The sequence below is a fragment of the Mesorhizobium sp. LNHC252B00 genome, from assembly GCF_000502955.1.
GTDB lineage: Bacteria > Pseudomonadota > Alphaproteobacteria > Rhizobiales > Rhizobiaceae > Mesorhizobium.
The window spans coordinates 1-21,625 of the sequence record NZ_AYWO01000054.1; the positions used below are offsets into that span (position 1 = coordinate 1).

At 63.5% G+C, this 21,625-nt stretch carries 17 protein-coding genes and 1 pseudogene; 7 read left to right on the forward strand and 11 right to left on the reverse strand.

Annotation, left to right across the window (positions count from 1 at the left end; all coding sequences use genetic code 11):
* Nucleotides 1-350 precede the first annotated feature (350 nt).
* Genes X744_RS140680 through X744_RS140670 form a run of 3 tightly spaced genes read right to left on the reverse strand, consistent with a single transcriptional unit; the run spans nt 351 to nt 3,999 of the window.
* Entirely contained in the window at nt 351-1,748 is a 1,398-nt protein-coding gene (locus tag X744_RS140680) for a dihydrolipoamide acetyltransferase family protein (protein ID WP_023763006.1), read from the reverse strand.
* 1 nt (nt 1,749) lies between these two features.
* Nucleotides 1,750-2,763, reverse strand: coding sequence for an alpha-ketoacid dehydrogenase subunit beta (locus tag X744_RS140675; RefSeq protein WP_023763007.1), 1,014 nt, complete (start codon nt 2,761-2,763; stop codon nt 1,750-1,752).
* Nucleotides 2,764-2,766: 3 nt separating this feature from the next.
* The gene (locus X744_RS140670; RefSeq protein WP_031261424.1) at nt 2,767-3,999 is read right to left on the reverse strand and encodes a 3-methyl-2-oxobutanoate dehydrogenase (2-methylpropanoyl-transferring) subunit alpha; all 1,233 of its coding nucleotides are present in this window, start codon (nt 3,997-3,999) and stop codon (nt 2,767-2,769) included.
* A gap of 495 nt (nt 4,000-4,494) precedes the next feature.
* Here X744_RS140670 and holA point away from each other — a divergent pair, with 495 nt between their 5' ends.
* Nucleotides 4,495-5,541 carry a DNA polymerase III subunit delta gene (gene holA, locus X744_RS140665; RefSeq protein WP_023763009.1) on the forward strand — a complete coding sequence of 349 codons (1,047 nt, stop codon included), beginning with the start codon at nt 4,495-4,497 and terminating at the stop codon, nt 5,539-5,541.
* Nucleotides 5,542-5,792: 251 nt separating this feature from the next.
* Here the strand turns inward: holA and X744_RS140660 are convergent, their stop codons facing one another.
* The 5 genes from X744_RS140660 to mnmE form a co-directional block, all read right to left on the reverse strand.
* Nucleotides 5,793-6,683, reverse strand: a complete 891-nt coding sequence (locus tag X744_RS140660; protein ID WP_023763010.1) for a ParB/RepB/Spo0J family partition protein — start codon at nt 6,681-6,683, stop codon at nt 5,793-5,795.
* A 77-nt stretch (nt 6,684-6,760) separates the two neighbouring features.
* A complete protein-coding gene (locus tag X744_RS140655; protein ID WP_023763011.1) occupies nt 6,761-7,561 on the reverse strand; it encodes a ParA family protein in 801 nt (266 codons plus the stop codon).
* A gap of 51 nt (nt 7,562-7,612) precedes the next feature.
* Nucleotides 7,613-8,248, reverse strand: coding sequence for a 16S rRNA (guanine(527)-N(7))-methyltransferase RsmG (gene rsmG, locus X744_RS140650; protein ID WP_023763012.1), 636 nt, complete (start codon nt 8,246-8,248; stop codon nt 7,613-7,615).
* Nucleotides 8,245-10,125 (reverse strand): tRNA uridine-5-carboxymethylaminomethyl(34) synthesis enzyme MnmG, encoded by a 1,881-nt coding sequence (gene mnmG / locus X744_RS140645; protein WP_023763013.1) that lies wholly within the window; start codon nt 10,123-10,125, stop codon nt 8,245-8,247. The genes rsmG and mnmG overlap by 4 nt, the downstream gene beginning before the upstream one ends.
* A 326-nt stretch (nt 10,126-10,451) precedes the next feature.
* On the reverse strand, nt 10,452-11,783 hold the full coding sequence (gene mnmE / locus X744_RS140640; protein WP_023763014.1) for a tRNA uridine-5-carboxymethylaminomethyl(34) synthesis GTPase MnmE: 1,332 nt from the start codon (nt 11,781-11,783) through the stop codon (nt 10,452-10,454).
* A gap of 60 nt (nt 11,784-11,843) precedes the next feature.
* Between mnmE and X744_RS01000000170635 the strand changes: the two are divergent.
* Nucleotides 11,844-13,840, forward strand: a pseudogene (locus tag X744_RS01000000170635) (thioredoxin domain-containing protein).
* Nucleotides 13,841-13,990: 150 nt separating this feature from the next.
* On the opposite strand, the gene rho reads toward X744_RS01000000170635, so the two are convergent.
* The 3 genes from rho to hemE form a co-directional block, all read right to left on the reverse strand.
* Nucleotides 13,991-15,256, reverse strand: a complete 1,266-nt coding sequence (rho, locus tag X744_RS140635; protein WP_031261426.1) for a transcription termination factor Rho — start codon at nt 15,254-15,256, stop codon at nt 13,991-13,993.
* Nucleotides 15,257-15,492: 236 nt separating this feature from the next.
* Nucleotides 15,493-16,029: a protoporphyrinogen oxidase HemJ gene (gene hemJ / locus X744_RS140630; RefSeq protein WP_023763018.1), complete on the reverse strand. Its 537-nt coding sequence runs from the start codon at nt 16,027-16,029 to the stop codon at nt 15,493-15,495.
* Nucleotides 16,029-17,060, reverse strand: coding sequence for a uroporphyrinogen decarboxylase (gene hemE / locus X744_RS140625; RefSeq protein ID WP_023763019.1), 1,032 nt, complete (start codon nt 17,058-17,060; stop codon nt 16,029-16,031). Before hemE ends, hemJ begins: the two co-directional genes overlap by 1 nt.
* 406 nt (nt 17,061-17,466) lie before the next feature.
* On the opposite strand from hemE, the gene X744_RS140620 reads away from it, so the two are divergent.
* From X744_RS140620 to dnaQ, 5 genes are all read left to right on the forward strand, one after another.
* Nucleotides 17,467-18,288 (forward strand): pyruvate, water dikinase regulatory protein, encoded by an 822-nt coding sequence (locus X744_RS140620; RefSeq protein WP_023763020.1) that lies wholly within the window; start codon nt 17,467-17,469, stop codon nt 18,286-18,288.
* 283 nt (nt 18,289-18,571) lie between these two features.
* Nucleotides 18,572-19,171, forward strand: coding sequence for a Maf-like protein (locus tag X744_RS140615; protein ID WP_023763021.1), 600 nt, complete (start codon nt 18,572-18,574; stop codon nt 19,169-19,171).
* Nucleotides 19,164-20,006, forward strand: coding sequence for a shikimate dehydrogenase (locus tag X744_RS140610; protein WP_023763022.1), 843 nt, complete (start codon nt 19,164-19,166; stop codon nt 20,004-20,006). The genes X744_RS140615 and X744_RS140610 overlap by 8 nt, the downstream gene beginning before the upstream one ends.
* Nucleotides 20,003-20,599, forward strand: coding sequence for a dephospho-CoA kinase (gene coaE, locus X744_RS140605; protein WP_023763023.1), 597 nt, complete (start codon nt 20,003-20,005; stop codon nt 20,597-20,599). Before X744_RS140610 ends, coaE begins: the two co-directional genes overlap by 4 nt.
* 74 nt (nt 20,600-20,673) lie before the next feature.
* Nucleotides 20,674-21,378 (forward strand): DNA polymerase III subunit epsilon, encoded by a 705-nt coding sequence (gene dnaQ / locus X744_RS140600; protein ID WP_023763024.1) that lies wholly within the window; start codon nt 20,674-20,676, stop codon nt 21,376-21,378.
* Nucleotides 21,379-21,625: the final 247 nt, after the last annotated feature.

Here is a 21,625-nt window from a genome sequence, read left to right on the forward strand (position 1 = left end):
ACAAACGACTCAAGGCACGATGGGCCGATCAAAACCTGCTTAGCCTCTTTACTCATATGCGATAGCCCTGCCCTCGAGGGGGAGATGTCGCCGAAGGCGACAGAGGGGGTCGCCGGGCGTAGAGCGCCTGCCTGCATCTGTCGCGCAAGGCGGTCGCGTCCAGTCGTACCGACCCCCTCTGGCCTGCCGGCCATCTCCCCCTCGAGGGGGGAGATTGGATGTCACCTCGGCTTTCGCCAATCTCCAAAACTTAGAGAGAGGCGGGGATGGCGAAGCTGCCGATCTCCCTCCTTGAGGGGGAGATGCCTGGCAAGGCAGAGGGGGGCGCTGTCCCGCCGACATCTCCGCCCTCAATCCACAAAAATCAGCGCCGGCGTTTCCAGCAGCGTCTTGATGCGCTGGATGAACACCGCCGCGTCCCAGCCGTCGATGACGCGATGGTCGAAGCTGGACGACAGGTTCATCATCTTGCGCGGGATGAACTGGGTGCCGTCCCACACCGGCCGCACCATCATCTTGTTGACGCCGATGATCGCCACTTCCGGATGATTGATGACCGGCGTCGTCGCCACGCCGCCCATGGCGCCAAGCGAGGTGATGGTGATGGTCGAGCCGGACAGCTCGTCGCGGGTTGCCGTGCCCGACTTGGCCGCCTCGGCCAGCCTGATGATCTCGGCGCCGCACTCCCAGATGTCGCGCGCCTCGGCATGCTTGACCACAGGCACCACCAGCCCCGACGGCGTCTGCGCGGCGATGCCGATATGAATGCCGCCATGCTGGTGGATAATGCCGGCCTCGTCGTCGAACAGCGAATTGAGATTGGGCTGGTCCGATATCGCCTTGACCATCGCCCGCATCAGGAACGGCAGCAGCGTCAGCTTCGGCCGCTCCACGCCCGGGCGCTTCTCCTTGTTGAGTGCGGCGCGCAGCTCCTCCAGCGCGGTGACGTCGATCTCCTCGACATAGGTGATGTGCGGGATGCGCGATTTCGACAGCATCATCTTCTCGGCGATCTTGCGCCGCAAGCCGACCACCTTGATGTCCTCGACCGCGTCGTTGCGGGCGAGGCCCCTGGCGACCTGCGGACCGTGTGCCAGGAAAGCCTCGATGTCCTCATGGCCGATGCGGCCGGCCGGGCCGCTTCCCGCAACCTGCCGCAGATCGATGCCGGCCTCTTTCGCCCGCAGGCGAACAGCCGGCGACGCCAGCGGCTTTTCACCTTCGGGACGCGGCGCGCCGGTGGGCCCGACAACTCTGGACGTCGGCGCAGTACCCCCACCCCTAGCCTCTCCCCACAAGGGGGAGGGGGATTCTGTCTCGGCCGCCCGTAAGCGGGTATCTGATTCCCTGGCGCCGGTAATTCTTGGCGCATTCTTGGACGTGGCTGACTTGGCGTCGGCCTTCGTGGTTGAAACGCGTCCCCCTCCCCCTTGTGGGGAGGGGCTAGGGGCGGGGGTACTCTCAGCCGTGACTTTTGCCGGCGCCGCACCCCCCACATTGCCCTCGCCCGCCACCTTCAGCCGCACGATGGGCGAGCCGATTGCCACCGTGTCGCCGATCTCGGCGCCCAGCCACAGGATTTCGCCATCGACCGGCGACGGAATTTCGACCGTCGCCTTGTCGGTCATGACGGCGGCGAGCACGCTGTCCTCGCGCACGATGTCGCCGACCTTGACGTGCCATTCGACCAGTTCGGCCTCGGCGACACCCTCGCCGACATCGGGCAGCTTGATGATGTGCTCGCCCATCTCAGGCCTCCATGGTTTCGATGAGAGCGCGGCCAACGCGGGCGGGGCCGGGGAAGTAATCCCACTCCTGCGCATGCGGATAGGGCGTGTCCCAGCCGGCGACCCGCGTCACAGGTGCTTCCAGATGGTAGAAACAGTTTTCCTGCACCAGCGCCGACAGCTCGGCGCCGAAGCCCGACGTCAGCGTCGCCTCGTGCACGATGACGCAGCGTCCCGTTTTTTTCACCGAAGCCACGATGCTGTCGAGGTCGAGCGGCAACAACGTCCTGAGATCGATGATCTCGGCATCGATGCCGGTTTCCTCGGCGGCGGCCTGCGCGACATAGACCATGGTGCCATAGGCGAGCACGGTGATGGCTGACCCTGGCCTGCGGATCGCCGCCTTGCCGAGCGGCACCGTGTAGTGGCCGTCGGCGACCTCGCCGAGCGCATTCTTCGACCATGGCGTCACCGGCCGGTCGTGATGGCCGTCGAAGGGACCGTTGTAGAGCCGCTTCGGCTCCAGGAAGATCACCGGGTCCGGGTCCTCGATCGCCGCGATCAGCAGCCCCTTGGCGTCATGCGGATTGGACGGCACCACGGTCTTCAGCCCCGACACATGGGTGAACAGCGCTTCCGGGCTCTGGCTGTGCGTCTGGCCGCCAAAAATGCCGCCGCCGGTCGGCATCCGCACCACGATCGGGCAGGTGAAATCGCCATTGGAGCGGTAGCGCAGCCGCGCCGCTTCCTGGGTCAGCTGGTCGTATGCCGGATACATGTAGTCGGCAAACTGAATCTCCACGCACGGTTTCAAGCCATAGGCGGCCATGCCGATGGCCGAGCCGACGATGCCGGATTCGCTGATCGGCGCATCGAAGCAGCGGCTCTTGCCGTATTTGGCCTGCAGGCCTTGCGTGCAGCGGAAGACGCCGCCGAAGAAGCCGACATCCTCGCCGTACACGACGACTTTGCTGTCGCGCGCCATCGACACGTCCATGGCGTCGCGGATCGCCTCGATCATGGTGCGTCTCGGCATGGCTCAGACTCCCGCCTGCTGGCGCTGGCGCCGCAGATGCGGCGGCATTTCGGCGTAGAGGCCCTCGAACATGTCGCGCGTCGAAGGCTTGCCGCCGGCATGCAGCGTGCCGTGGCTTTCCGCTTCTTTCTGCGCCGTGATCACCGTGTCGAGGATTTCCGCCTCGGCCTGGGTGTGCCGCTCCTCCGACCAGACACCGAGCGCGATGAGATGGTTCTTCAGCCGCACGATCGGGTCGCCGAGCGGCCAGGCGTCGGATTCGGTCTTTGGGCGGTAGGCAGAGGGGTCGTCCGAGCTCGAATGCGCGCCGGCGCGGTAGGTGACATATTCGACCAGCGTTGGCCCGAGATTGCTGCGCGCACGCTCCGCCGCCCATTTGGCGACCGCATGGACAGCGAGATAGTCGTTGCCGTCGACGCGCAGCGACGGGATGCCGAAGCCGAGGCCCCTCGCCGCGAACGTGCCCGAGCCCCCGCGCGCGATGCCCTGGAAAGTCGAGATCGCCCACTGGTTGTTGACGACGTTGAGCACGACGGGTGCCTTGTAGGTGGAGGCGAACACCAGCGCCGAATGGAAGTCGGACTCGGCCGTCGAGCCGTCGCCGATCCAGGCCGCGGCGATCTTCGAATCATTGCTGATGGCCGAGGCCATCGCCCAGCCGACCGCCTGGATATACTGCGTCGCCAGATTGCCGGAGATCGAGAAGAAGCCGTGCTCCTTCGACGAATACATGATCGGCAATTGCCGGCCTTTCAGCGGATCGGCCTCGTTGGAATAGATCTGGTTCATCATCGTGACCATCGGATAGCCGTCGGCGATGAGCAGGCCGGCCTGCCGATAGGTCGGGAAATTCATGTCGCCCGGCGCCAGCGCCTTGCGGAAGGCGCAGGACACCGCCTCTTCGCCCAGATTCTGCATATAAAACGAGGTCTTGCCCTGGCGCTGCGCCATCTGCATGCGCGCGTCGAAGGTCCTGAGCGTCATCATGTGGCGCAGGCCGGCCAAAAGCTCGTCGCTGGAAAGCAGGCCGGCCCAGGGCCCAACGGCCTCGCCAGTGCGGTTCAGCACGCGGATGATCGAGAAAGCATGATCGCGGATGGTGCGCGGATCGACAGAGATTTCGGGGCGCGGCACCGAGCCGGCCTTCGGGATCGGCACATTGGAAAAGTCAGGCGTTCCGCCCGGTCGCACTTCCGGCTCCGGAACGTGAAACCGCAACATCCCAGCATCGGCCATGACCAAGTCCTCCAATGTTGCCTGGCGCCGATAGTTGCATATCTGCACGGCCAGTGCGAATTCGTCGGGCAAGCCTTCAGTCCCGGCCGCGCCGGCCGATGCAGCCTCCCCAGCACCAAGATGTAGATATGTCTGCGAAATTTCTTGTCGATGTTGGGGTGTGGCGCGCAATTAGGGGGAAGGTTGGGCTGGGTTAGCGGTCAGATAAGGCAAGTCGGTGGGTGAATACTCACCTTGCAGCGTTGATAGTAGGCGAAAGCGGCGAAGCGGCTATCTCCCCCCTCGAGGGGAGATGTCGCCGAAGGCGACAGAGGGGGTCGCCCAACGTGAAGCGCCAACCTCCATCTGCCGCAAGGAGGTCGCATCCGGTCGAACCGACCCCCTCTGGCCTGCCGGCCATCTCCCCCTCGAGGGGGGAGATTACGCGCACCATCCTTTGCCCCAGCCACCGCAGCCCCGTTCACGCCGACCCCGCCCTGTGCTAACCAACCCGCCATGGCACAGAAGAAAGCTTACGAGGTCGATGGTTGGCTGGCGCGGCCGGACCAGCGCATCTCCATTATCCTGCTTTATGGCCCCGACCGCGGCCTCGTCTCGGAGCGCGCGAAGGCTTTTGCCGGCAAGACCGGCCTGCCGCTCGACGATCCCTTCTCGGTGGTCCGGCTCGAAGGCTCGGAGGTCGACCGTGACGCGGGCCGGCTGCTCGACGAAGCCCGCACCGTGCCGATGTTTTCCGATCGGCGCCTGCTCTGGGTGCGCAATGCCAGCGGCCAGAAGGCGCTGGCCGACGACGTCAAGGCGCTGACGGCAGAGCCGGCACGCGATGCGATCATTCTCATCGAGGCCGGCGATCTGAAGAAGGGCGTCGGGCTTCGCGCCATCGTCGAGGCTGCCGACAATGCCATGGCTTTGCCTTGCTATGCCGATGAAGCCCGCGACATCGACGCCGTCATCGACGACGAGCTCCGCAAGGCCGGCATGTCGATGACCATGGAGGCGAGACAGGCGCTGCGCCGCAATCTCGGGGGCGATCGGCTGGCCTCGCGCGGCGAGATCGAGAAGCTCGTGCTCTACGCCCATGGCCAGCAGGAGATCGGGCTTGAAGAGGTCAAGGCGATGTCGGGTGACGTTTCCGGCGCGTCTTTCGATGACGCGGTCGACGCGCTGCTCGAAGGCAAGATCGGCGACTTCGACACCGCCTTTACCCGGCATTGCCAGTCCGGCGGACAGCCCTTCCTGGTTCTGTCCTCGGCGATGCGGCAGTTGCAGCAGATCCAGGCCATGCGCGGCCAGATGGATTCGGGCGGCCGCAATGCGGCTTCCGTCGTTGCCGCCGCCCGCCCTCCGGTGTTTTTCTCGCGCCGCAAGCTGGTGGAGAAGGCGCTGGAGCGCTGGAGCACCGACGCGCTCGGCCGCGCGCTGATCCGGCTGCAGACGGCGGTCCTGCAGACGCGCCGGCGGCCGGATCTTTCCGTCGCGCTAGCGCGACAGGCGCTGCTTGGCATTGCGGTGGAAAGCAGCCGATTGGCGCAGCGCGCCTGATCTCCCCCCTTGAGGGGGAGATGTCGCCAAAGGCGACAGAGGGGGTCGCCTGACGTGAGGCGCCGACCTCTTCTTTGCTTCCGCAAGGGCGTCGGCGCTTAATGTGAGGCGACCCCCCCTGGCCTACCGGCCATCTCCCCCTCAAGGAGGGAGATTCGCGGCTTCGCCGATTTCGCCAATCACCAACGCTGCAAAGAGAGAAGACCGGCAATCGCCAGTCATGCTCGTGCCGCTGACAATTCGCCGGCTAACTACCGCTCCTGCTTCAGCCTGCGGCACAGCTCATCAAGCTGCTCCAGAGACCGATATGCGATGCGCAGCACGCCACCCTTGCCCTTGTGTTCCACGGACACGATCATGCCGATCGTATCCGTCAACAGCTTTTCCAACGCCAGCGTGTCGGGGTCTTTCTGCTCCGGGCTCGGCGCCGGACTGGCCTCTTTCGTGCTGCTGCTGCCGGCCGGCATCTGCGCCAGCGCTTCGGCCTGGCGAACCGACAGCCCCTCTTCGACAATGCGCTTGGCAAGGCCGGCCGGATCTTCCGCCGTCACCAGCGTGCGGGCGTGCCCTGCCGACAGCTCGCCGTCGACCAGCATGTCGCGGATCACGTCCGGCAGCTTGAGCAGCCGCAGCGTGTTGGCGACATGGCTGCGGCTCTTGCCGATCACCTGGCCGAGATCGGCCTGGGTGTAGCCGTGCTCGTCGATCAGCTGCTGATAACCAAGCGCTTCCTCGACCGCATTGAGGTCGGTGCGCTGGACATTCTCGATGATTGCCAGTTCCAGCGCCGTGCGGTCATTGACCTCGCGGATGATGACCGGGATCTCGGACAGGCCGGCGCGCTGTGCCGCACGCCAGCGCCGCTCGCCGGCGATGATCTCGTAGCGGCCGGCCTGTGTCGGCGAAGGCCGCGCCACCACCGGCTGGACCACGCCATGCTCTCGGATCGACTGGGCAAGGTCCGTCAGTTCGGCGTCGCCGAAATGCCGCCGCGGATTTTTCGGGTTTGGCGTCAGGAATTCGATCGGCACCTTGCCGTCGGCGCTCATGCCCGGCTTTTCCGGTGCTGCCGGACGGTCGATCTCGCCGATCAGCGCTGCCAGCCCACGGCCCAGTCTCTTTCTCGAAAGGTCGTCGCTCATCTTTGTTCCAAAGTCCCGTATATCCAAAAAGCGATCGTTTCGGCCTCGAACCGACTTTAACTATGCATCCGATCTCATCAAGCGGCGCGCAATTTACGCTCGCGGCGGATCACTTCCGACGCCAATTGCAGATAGGCCTGGCTGCCCGAGCATTTCAGGTCGTAGAGGATAGCCGGCTTGCCGTAGGACGGCGCCTCTGACACCCGCACATTGCGCGGAATGATGGTCTCATAGACTTTGTCGCCCATATGCGCGCGAACATCCTGCACCACCTGGTTGGCGAGATTGTTGCGGCCGTCATACATGGTCAGCACGATGCCTTGGATAATAAGGTCCGGATTGATCGAGCGGCGCACCTGCTCGACCGTCTCCAGCAATTGGCTGAGGCCTTCCAGCGCGAAGAACTCGCACTGCAGCGGCACAAGAACGGAATCGGCCGCCGCCATTGAATTCAACGTCAAAAGGTTGAGCGAAGGCGGGCAATCGATCAGCACATAGCCGAACGGTGCCCCGCGCTCGGTCGCGGCGCGCAGCGCATTGCGCAGCTTGAGCACCCGGTCCGGCGCCGAGGCTATTTCCATTTCAATGCCAAGCAGGTCGAGCGTCGACGGCACGATCGACAGGCCGGGCACGGCTGTCGGGATCGCTGCGGCTTCCAGATCCAGCTCGCCCGTCAGCACGTCATAGGACGAGACCGTCCGATCCTTGCGGTCGATGCCGAGGCCGGTGCTGGCATTGCCTTGCGGATCGAGATCGACGATCAGGACCTTTTCGCCGATCGCGGCCAGCGCGGTCGCCAGGTTGATGGCGGTAGTGGTCTTGCCGACGCCGCCCTTCTGGTTGGCTACGGTGATGATTCGGGGGCCACTCTTCATCATGGGTCTATGCCAGAAATTCATTTCGGGTCGCTTCGGGTCGCCTGGAGCAGATCAGACAGGTCGCAAGTTCGACAATTCGAGAATGACGCCGCCGCTGGCGTCGGTCACACTTGGATGTTCTACCAGATCGAAGGACCATCGGTGAACGCTTTCTTCCACTTCGGCGCGGTAATCCCGGCCTTTGTGAAACAGGCCACGCGCACCTGAAATCAGCCATGGCGCCGACAGGTCCAGCAGGGTCGAAAGCGAGGCGAGTGCCCGTGCCGTGACGATTTGCGGTGCCGAAACAAGCGCATGGCTGTCATCGATGCGGCGCGCCACGACCCGCGCCGGCAGGCTGAACTGCCCGACGACGGCCTGCAGGAACGATGCCTTTTTGCGATTGCTTTCAACCAGATCGATGCTGGCGCCGTCACGCTCGGCAAGCAGGAAAGCCATGACAAGGCCGGGAAATCCGCCGCCAGACCCCAGATCTACCCAGCGCGTCGCATAGGGCTCGATTCGCGCCAACTGCGCGCTGTCCAGGATGTGACGCTGCCAGACATCGCCAGCCGTCGATTGCGCAACGAGATTGATGCTGCGATTCCATTTCTGGAACATCTGCTCGAATGCCACCAGCCGATCGAATGTTTCACGTGAAACCGGGCCTGCCGCGTCCTGCAGGCTCTTCCATGAAGAAGAAGTCACGCAACATCCCTTTGTGGACGCAGGGCGCTCTCCGCGTGGCGAACATGCGCGACAATGATCGCCAGCGCCGCCGGCGTCATGCCTTCCATGCGCTGGGCGTCGGCGATGGAGCGCGGCCGCCGCGCCTGGATCTTCTGCTTCAACTCGTTGGACAGGCCTGGTACGCCCGCGAAATCGACCGCCTCCGGGATCAGCCGGCCCTCCTCATGCCTGATCTGCGCCACATCCGTCTTCTGCCGATCCAGGTAAACCGAATATTTGGCTTCCGTTTCGAGGCGTTCCGCCGTCTTGCCGTCGATTTCCGCAAACCGCGAATCGACACCGGCCAGCCAGGCCACATCGACATCGGGATAGGACAGCAATTCATAGCCGGACCGGCGCACGCCATCCCGGTTGACCTCCAGCCCGTGCCGCGCCGCTTCATTGGGGGTCAGGGTGAGCGAGCGAGCCAGGTCCCGCGCGTCATCGAGGCGATGCATGACAGCCCCATAGCGCTGCATCCGCTGCGTCGAGGCGATGCCCAGTTTCCCAGCCAGGGGTGTCAGCCGCTCATCTGCATTGTCGGCGCGCAGCGACAGCCGGAACTCGGCACGCGAGGTGAACATCCGGTAGGGTTCGCTGATGCCGCGGCTGGTCAGGTCGTCGACCATCACGCCGATATAGGCTTCAGTGCGGCTGAGCACGATCCGCTCGCTGCCTGACGCGCGCCGCGCCGCGTTGAGGCCGGCGAGCAAGCCTTGCCCGGCCGCCTCTTCATAACCGGTCGTGCCGTTGATCTGGCCGGCTAGGAAGAGGCCACCGATGCGCTTTGTCTCCAGCGTCTGGTGCAGCTCGCGCGGATCGACATGATCATATTCGATGGCATAGCCGGGCTGCAGCATGGTGGCGCGCTCCAACCCCGGAATGGTTTTCAACAGGTCGAGCTGCACATCTTCAGGCAGAGAAGTCGAAATCCCATTGGGGTAGACGGTATCGTCGTCGAGCCCTTCCGGCTCGAGGAAGATCTGGTGCCCGTCCCTGTCGCCGAACTTGACGATCTTGTCCTCGATCGAAGGGCAATAGCGCGGCCCGACCCCTTCGATCGAACCGGAATACATGGCGGAGCGGCCGAGATTGAGGCGAATCAGCTCATGTGTGGCCGTCGTCGTGCGCGTGATGCCGCAGTCGATCTGAGGTGTCTCGATGCGGTCCGTCAACAGCGAGAACGGCACCGGATCCTCATCCGCGGCCTGGCTATCCAGCGACGCCCAATCGATCGTCCGACCGTCGAGCCGCGGCGGCGTACCGGTCTTCAGACGTCCGAGCTTGAAACCAGCCCGGTTCATCGTCGCAGACAGGCCAAGACTCGCCTGCTCGTTCATCCGGCCGGCGACGATCTTCGTCTCGCCGATATGGATGAGCCCGCGCAGGAAGGTTCCGGTCGTCAGAACGACCGCGCCACAGACAAGCCGCCGGCCGTCGGCCAGGAGAACCGCCGCAATCTGCCCGCCGGCGATCTCGAAGTCCAAGACCTCGCCCTCGACCACGTCGAGATCGTTCTGCTGCCGAATCGCTTCCTGCATGGCAAGGCGATAGAGCTTTCTGTCGGCCTGCGTGCGGGGTCCGCGCACCGCAGGACCCTTGCGGCGATTGAGCAAGCGGAACTGGATCCCGGCAGCATCCGCCACCCGGCCCATCAGGCCGTCCAGGGCATCGATCTCGCGAACCAGGTGGCCCTTGCCGAGTCCGCCGATTGCCGGATTGCAGGACATGACACCGATCGTGTCGAACCGCAGCGTGACCAGCGCGGTCTTGGCCCCGGCGCGCGCAGCCGCGCCCGCCGCCTCGCACCCCGCGTGGCCGCCGCCCACCACAACCACATCATAGTGATTGGTCATAACAAACTTCCCAGACTCAATGATGAGGGACACATGTCCCCGTGGGGCGGTGCTGTCAAGAAAACTCCGCAGCGAGTTTCACGTGAAACAAGATGGCGGGGAGTTGCAGCGGTGTTTCACGTGAGTCATTTGCAGTGAGGCCGTTCGCTGGAGCCCTGCCAACTTTCGTCATCCACGGGCGGAGCGGGAGCGAAGCGGAAGCGCAGACCCGAGGATGACGAGACGTTAAGCGTTTCCGCCAATTGCCAACGCGTGCAGTCCGCAAGCGCCGTCAGGCCTCTGCGCCAGAAACCAACTCCTGTTCGAGGCCCACGGTTTCACGTGAGTCATTTCCCAATGCAGAACTGCGAGAAAATCACGTCCAGCATGTCCTCGACGTCGATGGCGCCGACGATTCGGCCGAGGCGATCGGCGGCGAGCCGCAGTTCCTCGGCGCGCAATTCCTGTCCGACAGCCAGGCTGTCGGTGGCGCGAAGCAGATGGCGGTTGGTCTCACCAAGCAACTCGACATGGCGCAGACGCGATGGAAGGATATCGCCGGCGCTGCCGGTCGCCTCAGCGGCGCGACGGCCGATTTCCGCCAGCAATGCCTCCACGCCGGTCCCGGCCCTCACCGAGATGACAAGATCATAGTTCGCGGCCGCGTCGCTTGCCGCGCGACTATCCAGCAGATCGAGCTTTGTGCCGACCCGCAAGCTCGGCGCACCGGTCGGCAACGAACCGATGGGCCTGGGGTCCGCGACGTCCTGCAGCAGCAGCAACAGGTCGGCCCCATGTGCCTTGGCTCTGGCCTTCTCGATGCCGATCGCCTCGACCTTGCCCGGCGCATCGCGCAGGCCGGCGGTGTCGACCAACCGGACTCGAATCCCCCCCAGGTCGAGCACCACCTCGAGCAGATCGCGCGTCGTGCCGGGTTCATCCGTTACTATAGCGGCATCCCGCCGCGCCAGGGCGTTGAACAGACTCGACTTACCGGCGTTAGGCGCACCAAGGATAACCACCTCGAAGCCGTCACGGATGATTTCGGCAGCGCGAAATCCGGCAATGTGGCTGTCGATTTCGCCGATCATCGTCCGGACATCGGACCAGACCGTGTCCGAAACGGAACCGGGGACGTCGTCCTCATCGGCAAAATCGATCTCCGCCTCGATCATGGCCCGGGCATGAATCAACCTTCGCCGCCAGCCAAGATAGAGTTCACTCTGGGCGCCCTCGGCATTTTGCACCGCGAAGCGCCGCTGCGCCTCGGTCTCGGCATTGACGAGATCGGCCAGTGCCTCGGTCTCGACCAGGTCGACCTTGCCGTTAAGAAAGGCGCGGCGCGTGAATTCACCGGGTTCGGCGTGCCTGACGCCGTCAAAACTGGTGATTACCTCCAGCATCGCAGCCACCACGGCGCGTCCGCCATGAACGTGGAATTCCGCGACATCCTCGCCGGTAAAACTGGCCGGTCCGGGAAAGAAAACGACCAGGCCCGTATCCAGCACTGTCCCGTCGGGTGCCCGCAGCCTGCGCAAAACCGCCGAGCGGTCCTTAACCATAGTGCCGGCAATCGTTTCGATCACGAATCGAGTCTGCGAGCCGGAAATGCGGATGACGGCGACGCCCGCCGGCAGTCGACCGCTTGATAACGCAACGATGGATTCGCCTGAAATCATTTGCCCGCTTTGCCGAACCGCCCTACGTCCATATGACTACTCCCAACCGAGTTTGCGATCGTGACGCTACCCGCACAAAATCTGCTTGCCGAAGAAGCCAGCCCCTATCTAAAGCAGCACAGCGGCAATCCCGTGCACTGGCGGGCCTGGTCGCCGGCTTCGCTCGAGGAGGCGAAGGCGCTGGATAGGCCGATCCTGCTCTCGGTCGGCTATGCCGCCTGCCACTGGTGCCATGTCATGGCGCATGAAAGCTTTGAAAACGACGACGTCGCCGCCGTCATGAACCGTCTGTTCGTCAATATCAAGGTCGACCGCGAGGAGCGACCCGACATCGACCAAATCTATATGGCGGCCCNCAATCACTCCTCCCGCAAAGGGCGTTCCAACAAAGTACGCTGCTTTTTCGGGCAATTGGCACCTATTTCCCTCGCGAGCCGCGCTATGGCCGCTCCGGTTTCATCCAGGTAATGCAGGCGGTGGACAAGGCGTGGCGCGAGAAGAGGGCAAGCCTGAACCAGAGCGCCGACGGCCTGACGGCCCATGTCGAGGCGCGGCTCGCCGGTTCGCATGCAAGGACAGCACTCGACCGGGATGCGCTGGTGGAACTTGCCAAGGGCATCGACGGCATGGTCGACCGCGATCTTGGCGGCCTTAGCGGCGCGCCGAAATTCCCCAATGCCCCGTTCATGCTCACGCTCTGGCTGTCCTGGCTGCGCGACGGCAATGCCAGCCATCGCGACGACGTCCTGCTCAGCCTCGAACAAATGCTGAGCGGCGGCATCTACGACCATATTGGCGGTGGGCTCAGCCGCTACTCGACCGATGCCGAATGGCTGGTGCCGCATTTCGAAAAAATGCTCTATGACAACGCCCAGTCCATCCGCTTCTGCAACTGGGCCTATGCGGCGAGCGGCAACGAATTGTTCCGGCTACGAATCGAAGAGACGGTCGACTGGCTGCTGCGCGAAATGCGCGTCGACGGCGGCGCCTTTGCCGCCAGTCTCGACGCCGACAGCGATGGCGTGGAAGGGCTGTTCTACACCTGGAGCAGGGAAGAGGTTGAAGACGCTCTCGGCGACGATTCTACCTTGTTTTTCAAATACTTCACGCTGTCGAGCCCGCATGGCTGGGAAGGCAAGCCAATTGTCCACCAAACCCGCTCCCAGCAATCGCAAAGCGTCATCGAGCGTGAAAAACTCAGCCCGCTCAAGGCGAAACTTCTCGCTGTGCGGGAAGAGCGGGTCAGGCCCGGCCTTGATGCAAAGACGCTCACCGACTGGAACGGCCTGATGATTGCAGCGCTTGCCGAGGCCGGTCGATCATTGGCCCGGCCTGACTGGATCGACGCGGCGGCAAAGGCCTTTGCCCATATCAGCGCCGCCAGCCGCGACGGCCGCTTGCCGCATTCGATGCTCGGCGCCAGGAAATTGTTCCCTGCTCTGTCCAGCGACTACGCCGCCATGAGCAATGCGGCGATCTCGTTGTTCGAAGCGTCCGGCGATTGGAATTATGTCGACCAGGCTAGCCGGTTCATCGGACAGTTGGACCTGTGGCACGCTGATCCCGAAGGAACAGGCTATTACCTGACCGCTTCGGACAGCGCCGACGTGCCGATCCGCATCCGGGGCGATGTCGACGAGGCCATCCCGTCAGCGACGGGCCAGATCATCGAAGCGCTGGTCCGGCTGGCGTCCGTCACCGGCGATCTCGACCTGCAGGAGAAAGCCTGGAAGATCGCCGAGCACGCTGCCGGCCGCGCTGCGCATCAGGCCTATGGCCAGGCCGGCATCGTCAATGCCTGCGCGCTGGCCATCGAGCCGCTCAAGCTGGTCATCATCGATGCATTGGACGACCCGAAGCTCGTTCCGGTTGCGAATCGAAGCCCGGATCCACGTCGCGTGGATATTGTCGCGGCGATCGGTACGGCTGCGAATCGACCCATGTTGCCCGGCGGAATCCTGCCGCCGACCGACAAGGCGGGTGCGTGGTTCTGTACGGGACAGGTTTGCCTGCCGGTGGTTACGGATGCTGGGGAGTTGGAGAAGCTGTTGAGGTGACACCCTCCCCCTTGTGGGGAGGGTCGGCTCGCGATCGTAGCGAAGCATGGATCGTGAGACGGGGCGGGGGTAAATCGCCAACTTCGGTGCTGACCCCCACCCCGCTCCGCTGCGCGGATCGACCCTCCCCACAAGGGGGAGGGTAAACTCCTACGTATTCATCGAATCGAAGAAATCCGCGTTGGTCTTGGTCTGCTTGAGCTTGTCGATCAGGAACTCGATCGCATCGGTGGTTCCCATCGGCGCCAGGATGCGGCGCAGCACGAAGATCTTCTGCAGGTCCTGCTTGGAAACCAGCAAATCTTCCTTGCGGGTGCCGGACTTCAATATGTCCATGGCCGGATAGATGCGCTTGTCGGCCACCTTGCGGTCGAGCTGGATTTCGCAGTTGCCGGTGCCCTTGAACTCTTCGAAGATGACTTCGTCCATGCGGCTGCCGGTATCGATCAGCGCGGTGGCGATGATGGTCAGCGAACCGCCTTCCTCGATGTTTCGCGCCGCACCGAAAAAGCGCTTCGGCCGCTGCAGCGCGTTGGCGTCGACACCGCCGGTCAGCACTTTGCCGGATGACGGCACCACGGTGTTGTAGGCGCGACCGAGGCGGGTGATGGAATCAAGCAGAATGACGACGTCGCGGCCATGTTCGACAAGGCGCTTGGCCTTTTCGATGACCATTTCGGCGACCTGCACGTGGCGAACAGCCGGCTCGTCGAAGGTCGACGAGATCACCTCGCCCTTCACCGAGCGCTGCATGTCGGTCACTTCTTCCGGCCGTTCGTCGATCAGAAGCACGATCAAATAGCATTCCGGATGGTTGGCGGTGATCGAGTGGGCGATGTTCTGCATGAGAACGGTCTTGCCGGTACGCGGCTGCGCATTGATCAACGCGCGCTGGCCCTTGCCGATCGGCGCGACCAGGTCAATCACGCGCGCCGAGATATCCTTGGTTGTCGGATTGTCGATCTCCATCTTCAGCCGCTTGGTCGGATAGAGCGGCGTCAGATTGTCGAAGTGGATCTTGTGACGGATCTTTTCTGGATCGTCGAAATTGATCGTGTTGACCTTGAGCAGCGCGAAATAGCGCTCGCCCTCTTTCGGGCTGCGGATCGGCCCTTCGACCGTATCGCCGGTCTTCAGCGAAAAGCGCCGGATCTGCGACGGTGAAATATAGATATCGTCGGGACCTGGCAGATAATTGGCGTTGGCCGAGCGCAGGAAGCCAAAACCGTCCTGCAGCACCTCGACCACGCCGTCGCCGATGATCTCGACGTCCTGGGCAGCCAGCTTTTTCAGGATCGCGAACATCAGTTCCTGCTTGCGCATGACGCTGGCGTTCTCGACCTCGAGCGATTCGGCATAAGCGATCAGCTCTGGCGGTTTCTTGTTCTTGAACTCGGCGAGTTTCATTTCTTGCATAGACGGACCTTGAATAGATGGAGTCTGGGTAAGCTTTGGGAAAATATCGGCGGGATGCGACAAATGCCGGGCGCGGCCGAAGACACTGAGGGGCGGCGCATGACGGGAAGGAAGACCCGTCTTTTATCGTCGGTCGGTTGAAAGAGCAAGCTGCGTTTTGCGAGACCCGATAAAGGCCCGCAGCGCATCATGCAGCTATTGTCCCAAAGCCGGGGACCACCCTTGCGCGACAAGCGTCAGAACGGCTTGACGACAACCAAAATGACGATGGCGATCATCAGCAATGTGGGGATCTCGTTGACCATTCGCCAGTGCCTGGCGGGCTTTTCGTTGCGGTCCTCGGCGAATTTGCGCACAGCGCCGGCCAGGTAGCCATGAACGGCGGACAGCAGAAGCACCGCCCCGATCTTGGCGTGCAGCCAGCCGCCCTCGAAACCAAAGCCTTTCCAGGCGAGCCAGAGACCGAATACCCAAGTGACGATCATCGCCGGATTGACAATGCCGCGCAGCAGGCGCCGCTCCATCACCTTGAAGGTCTCCGACTGCACGGAACCCTTCTCGGCATCGGCGTGGTAGACCAGCAGCCGCGGCAGATAGAGCATGCCGGCCATCCACGAGATGACGGCAAGGATATGGATCGCCTTGGCCCACGGATAAAAACTGTTGGGCGCCGCGAGATACAAAAGCCCGGTGAGAACGACCAGCACCGCGATACTGATCGTCATGCGCATCATCGCCTGCCCGGTGCTGTTCGCGTTCTTCATCTCGGCCATCAGCGTGTCGCACTCCGCACTTGTCTCACCATCGCCTCGACATGGGCGATCGGCGTCTCCGGCGTGATGCCGTGGCCGAGATTGAAGATCAGCGGCCCCTCTCCCAGCGCTTCCAGGATCGCTTCGACGCCGTCGGACAGTGCCTTGCCGCCTGCCACGAGCCGCAAGGGATCGAGATTGCCCTGAACCGCACCTAGGCGCTGCAAATCCTTCGCCGCCTCCAGGGGCACCGTCCAGTCGATCCCCAGCCCCGTTACGCCGGTCTTCTGGCGGTAGGTCTGGTAGCGGGCGCCGGCGCCCTTGGGAAAACCGATGATCGGAACATCGGGATGAACGGCCCGAATTTGCCTGACGATCACCGCCACCGGCTGCACGCAGAACTGTTCAAAGCAGGCGCCGTCGAGCACCCCTGACCAGGAATCGAAAATCTGCACCACATCCGCGCCGGCCTCGATCTGACGGATGAGATAGGCGGCCGAATGATCGGCGAGCACTTTCAGCAGTCGTTGAAAGGCCGCCGGCTCGCGGTAAGCAAAAAGCCGGGCCGGCGCCTGGTCGGGCGTGCCATGGCCGGCGATCATATAGGTCGCCACCGTCCACGGTGCCCCGCAGAAGCCGATCAGGGTCGTCTCGTCTGGCAGTTTGGCCCGCAGCCGGCGAACCGTCTCGTAGACCGGTTCGAGATTCACGTGAAACAGCTTGCTTTCCAGAGCCGCAATCTCCGGCGCCGTGATCGGCGTCAGCAGCGGCCCTCGCCCCTCTTCGAAGCGGACGTCGCGGCCAAGCGCATGCGGGACGACGAGGATGTCCGAGAACAGGATCGATGCATCGAAACCAAAACGCTCGATCGGCTGCAAGGTCACTTCGACGGCAAGGTCTGGGTCATAGCAGAGATCCAGGAAGGAACCGGCACGCCTGCGTGTCTCCCGATACTCCGGCAGATAGCGCCCGGCCTGACGCATCATCCAGAGCGGAGGCGGAAAGTGAGCCTTGCCCTTCAGCACGTCCAGCATGATCCGGTTCGGGGGCATCGAGCGCTCGCTTCTCCCAGCCTCTTCTATAATCAAAGATTCTTATATCTAAGATTCTTCTGATTCTAAGAGTCTGTTGGTTCTGGTGGTTGTCACCTGTCCCGCTTTGCCCCGGAAAACACCAGCCAACATATTGTCGCGTGCTTCTTTTTCCAAACTGCAGGGTTCTGGGGACGAACAGGAATCCGCCTCTGGAGTCAAAGCGTTACGAGACGTGGGGAAAAGCCCGCCCTGTGGACAGGCGAGAGGCAGGGAAAGCCGTCCCCGGATTTGTCCCCAGCCGCCCGGCGAAGCTGACAGAGCAACGAATTGTGGACAAACCACCTTCTGATACAGTCGCGTCCGATCGGCCCGTCTTTTCATCCCGCTCTATCCACAGATGCCCACAGCCCCAGGTGACCCCCCTGTGAACAAACCCCAAAGCTTCTTCCATCTGCATCTGATTTCCGACGCGACCGGCGAAACGCTGCTCGCCGCCGGCCGGGCGGCTTCGGCGCAATACAAGGATGCGCGCGCCATCGAGCATATCTATCCGCTCATCCGCACCGAAAAGCAGGTAGCGAAAGTGTTCGAGGACATCGAGGAAGAGCCCGGCATCATTCTCTATACGGTCGTCGACCAGAAGCTGGCGCGCGGCATCGACGAGCGCTGCGCGACGATGGGGCTGCCCTGTGTGTCGGTGCTGGAGCCGGTACTGACCGTGTTCCAGTCCTATCTCGGCACGCCGGCCGGCCGCCGCGTCGGCGCCCAGCATGTTCTCGATGCCGAATATTTTCGCCGCATCGACGCACTGAATTTCACCATGGACCATGATGACGGCCAGCTGCCGCTCAACATGGACGATGCCGATGTCGTGCTGATCGGCATCTCGCGCACCTCGAAGACGCCGACCAGCATCTATCTCGCCAACCGCGGCATCAAGACCGCCAACATCCCGATCGTGCTCGGCGTGCCGGTGCCGGAAAGCCTGGTCAACGCCAAGACACCGCTGATCGTCGGGCTGGTCGCCACCGCCGAGCGCATCTCGCATGTCCGGCAAAACCGCCTCCTCGGCACCAGCAGTTCTTACGAGGCATCGGACTATGTCGACCGCGCCGCTATTAGCGAAGAGCTCGCTTATGCCCGCCAGATCTGTACGCGACATGGCTGGCCGATGATCGATGTCAGCCGCCGCTCGATAGAGGAAACGGCGGCTGCGATCGTTGCCCTGAGGGGGAAGAATAGATAGTTGGAGCCGTGCGCAACCACAGGCTTGAGATAGTGTCTGAAACGTCGCGATCCTTCGCACCCCCCTCTGCCCTGCCGGGCATCTCCCCCTCCAGGGGGGAGATCGGCGACTTCGGGGGCCGCACCTTCTGTTCAACGTTAAAAATTGGCGAAAGCCGAACCTACATCCAATCTCCCCCCTTGAGGGGGAGATGTCCGGCAGGACAGAGGGGGGCGCTGTCCCGCCAACCTTTGGCAACCCTGTGCACTGCGGCGGTCAACGACGATCAACCAGGCGAAAGAAAATGACCGAGAAAATCATCCTCGCTTCAGGCAGTCCGTTTCGCAAGGCGATGCTGGTCAATGCCGGCGTCGACGTCGAGGCGGTTCCGGCCGAGGTCGACGAGCGGGCGCTCGAGGCGCCTATGCAGGATAGCGGTGTCTCGCCTGAAGATGTCGCTCTGGTGCTGGCCGAGGCCAAGGCCACCGAAGTCAGCGAGCGCAGGCCGGGCGCCCTGGTGCTCGGCTGCGACCAGACGCTGTCGCTCGGCGACGAGGTGTTCCACAAGCCGGCCGATAGGGAAGGCGCGCGCCGTCATTTGCTGGCGCTGTCTGGCAAGACCCATCAGTTGAACAGCGCCGCCGTGCTGGTCCGCGACGGCGCGGTGCTGTGGCGACATGTCGGCATCGCCTCGATGACCATGCGCAAGCTCGACCCAGCCTTCATCGGCCGCCATCTCGCCCGCGTCGGTGCCAAGGCGCTGGGAAGCGTCGGCGCCTACCAGATCGAAGGCGAAGGCATCCAGCTGTTCGACAAGATCGAGGGCGACCATTTCACCATTGTCGGCCTGCCGCTGCTGCCGCTGCTGGCCGAACTGCGCACGCTCGGAGCGATCGATGGTTGAGGCGACAAGGAAGGCCTTCGTTACCGGCCACCCGATCAAGCATTCGCGCTCGCCGAAGATCCACGGATATTGGCTGGCCAAGCATGGCATCGACGGCAGCTATGAGGCGATCGATGTCGCGCCGGCAAACTTTGCCGGGTTCGTGAAGACGCTGCAGGCCAACGGCTATAGCGGCGGCAACATCACCATCCCGCACAAGGAGGCGGCTTTCGCGCTGGCCGACAACCGCGACCAGGCGGCGCAAGACATCGGCGCCGTCAACACGCTGTGGTTCGAGGACGGCATCTTGTGGGGCGGCAACACCGATGCGCACGGCTTTGCCGCCAACCTCGACGATCATGCGCCGGGCTGGGCGAGCAACGGCCCGGCGGTCGTGCTCGGCGCCGGCGGCGCGTCGCGCGCCGTCATCCATGCGCTGAAGCAGCGTGGCGTTGACGACATCCGCATCGTCAACCGCACGCTCGCCCGGGCTATGGAATTGCGCGATCGTTTCGGCGCCGGCGTTTCGGCACATGGCATGGCGGCGACCGGTGAACTGCTTGCCGATGCTGGCCTGCTGGTCAACACCACCGCACTCGGCATGCATGGCAATGAAGGCCTGTCCGCCGATCCCGCTTTGCTGCCCGACCACGCCGTCGTCACCGACATCGTCTACGTGCCGCTGGAGACGCCGCTGCTTGCGGCGGCCCGCGCGAGAAACCTCAAGGCCGTCGACGGCCTCGGCATGCTGCTGCATCAGGCGGTGCCCGGCTTCGAGCGCTGGTTCGGCATCAGGCCGCAGGTGACGGCTGAGCTCCGCGCGCTCATCGTTGCCGATCTGGTACCGAAGCCATGATCGTGCTCGGCCTCACCGGCTCGATCGGCATGGGCAAGTCGACCACGGCCAAGATGTTCGTCGAGGCCGGCGTGCCGGTCCATGATTCCGACGAGGCGGTGCATCGCCTCTATGCCGGCAAGGCCGCGCCCCTTGTCGAGGCGGCCTTTCCCGGCACCACATCCGCCGGCGTAGTCGATCGGGCAAAGCTTGGCGCGCGTGTTCTCGGTGACGCCGCCGCCCTGAAGCGGCTGGAAGCGATCATCCATCCACTGGTGCGCGCAGACGCCGACGCTTTTCTGGCGCGTCATCGTGCCGCCGGCGCGCCGATTGCCGTCCTCGACATTCCGCTGCTGTTCGAAACCGGCGGCAGCGACCGCGTCGACAAGGTCGTCGTCGTCACCGCGCCACCCGAAATCCAGCGAGAACGCGTTCTGGCGCGGCCTGATATGACCGAGGAAAAACTGGATTCGATCCTGGCCAGGCAGGTGCCAGATGCGGAAAAACGCAAGCTGGCCGACTTCGTCGTCGATACCGGCCAGGGATTGGGCTCCGCCCGCGCCGCCGTGGCTGCCATCATTGCCGAACTCTCCGGGGATAAGGTGCACTCCTGACACCACCGCGTCAGCATACCCATTGCCATTTTGTTCCGGTCTCACGATTCTGCTCCTTTGGAGCGACTGATTCGATGCGTGAGATTATTTTCGACACCGAAACCACCGGCCTCGATTCGCGCGACGACCGCGTGATCGAGCTTGGCGGCGTCGAGCTGGTCAACCGCTTTCCGACCGGAAAGACCTTCCACCACTATATCAACCCGCAAGGACGTGCGATCCACGCCGAGGCGCAGGCCGTGCACGGCATCAGCGCCGCGGACCTCGCGGGCAAGCCGACCTTCGCTGAGATTGCGCAGGAATGGCTGGACTTCACCGAAGGCGCCAAGCTGGTCGCCCACAACGCCACCTTCGATGTCGGCTTCCTCAATGTCGAATTCGGCCGTCTCGGTCATCCCCTCATCGACAACGGTGTTGTCGTCGACACGCTGGCGCTGGCGCGCCGCAAGCATCCGATGGGCCCCAATTCGCTCGACGCGCTCTGCCGGCGCTATGGCATCGACAACACGAAGCGTACCAAGCACGGCGCCCTGCTCGATTCCGAATTGCTGGCCGAGGTCTATATCGAGCTGATCGGCGGCAAGCAGGCAGCCCTCATCCTCGACAGCGCCACCGCGCCGGCGCAAGGCCGCGAGAACGTCCGCCAGATCGAGATCATCATCAGCCAGCGCCCGGCATCCTTGCCGCTCCGCCTGACCGAAGCCGAGCGCGCCGCGCACGCCGGCATGGTCGCGACGTTGGGCGAGAAGGCGCTGTGGCTGAAGGTTGCGGCTGGCTAAGCAAGACGGGACCAATGCCGTTCGCGGCGATCCTTCACACCCCCCTCTGTCCTGCCGGACATCTCCCCCTTGCGGGCCCCGCAAGGGGGGAGATCGGATGTCGCTTCTGCTTTCGCCAATCATTGACGTTGTAAAGTGAGCACCGATGCTGAAGCTGCCAATCTCCCCCCTTGCGGCAGGGGAATCGCATATGAGTAAGAGTAAGTCTTGCGTTGAGTGGAAAGGTTGATTCTTTAGGGGCCTTCTC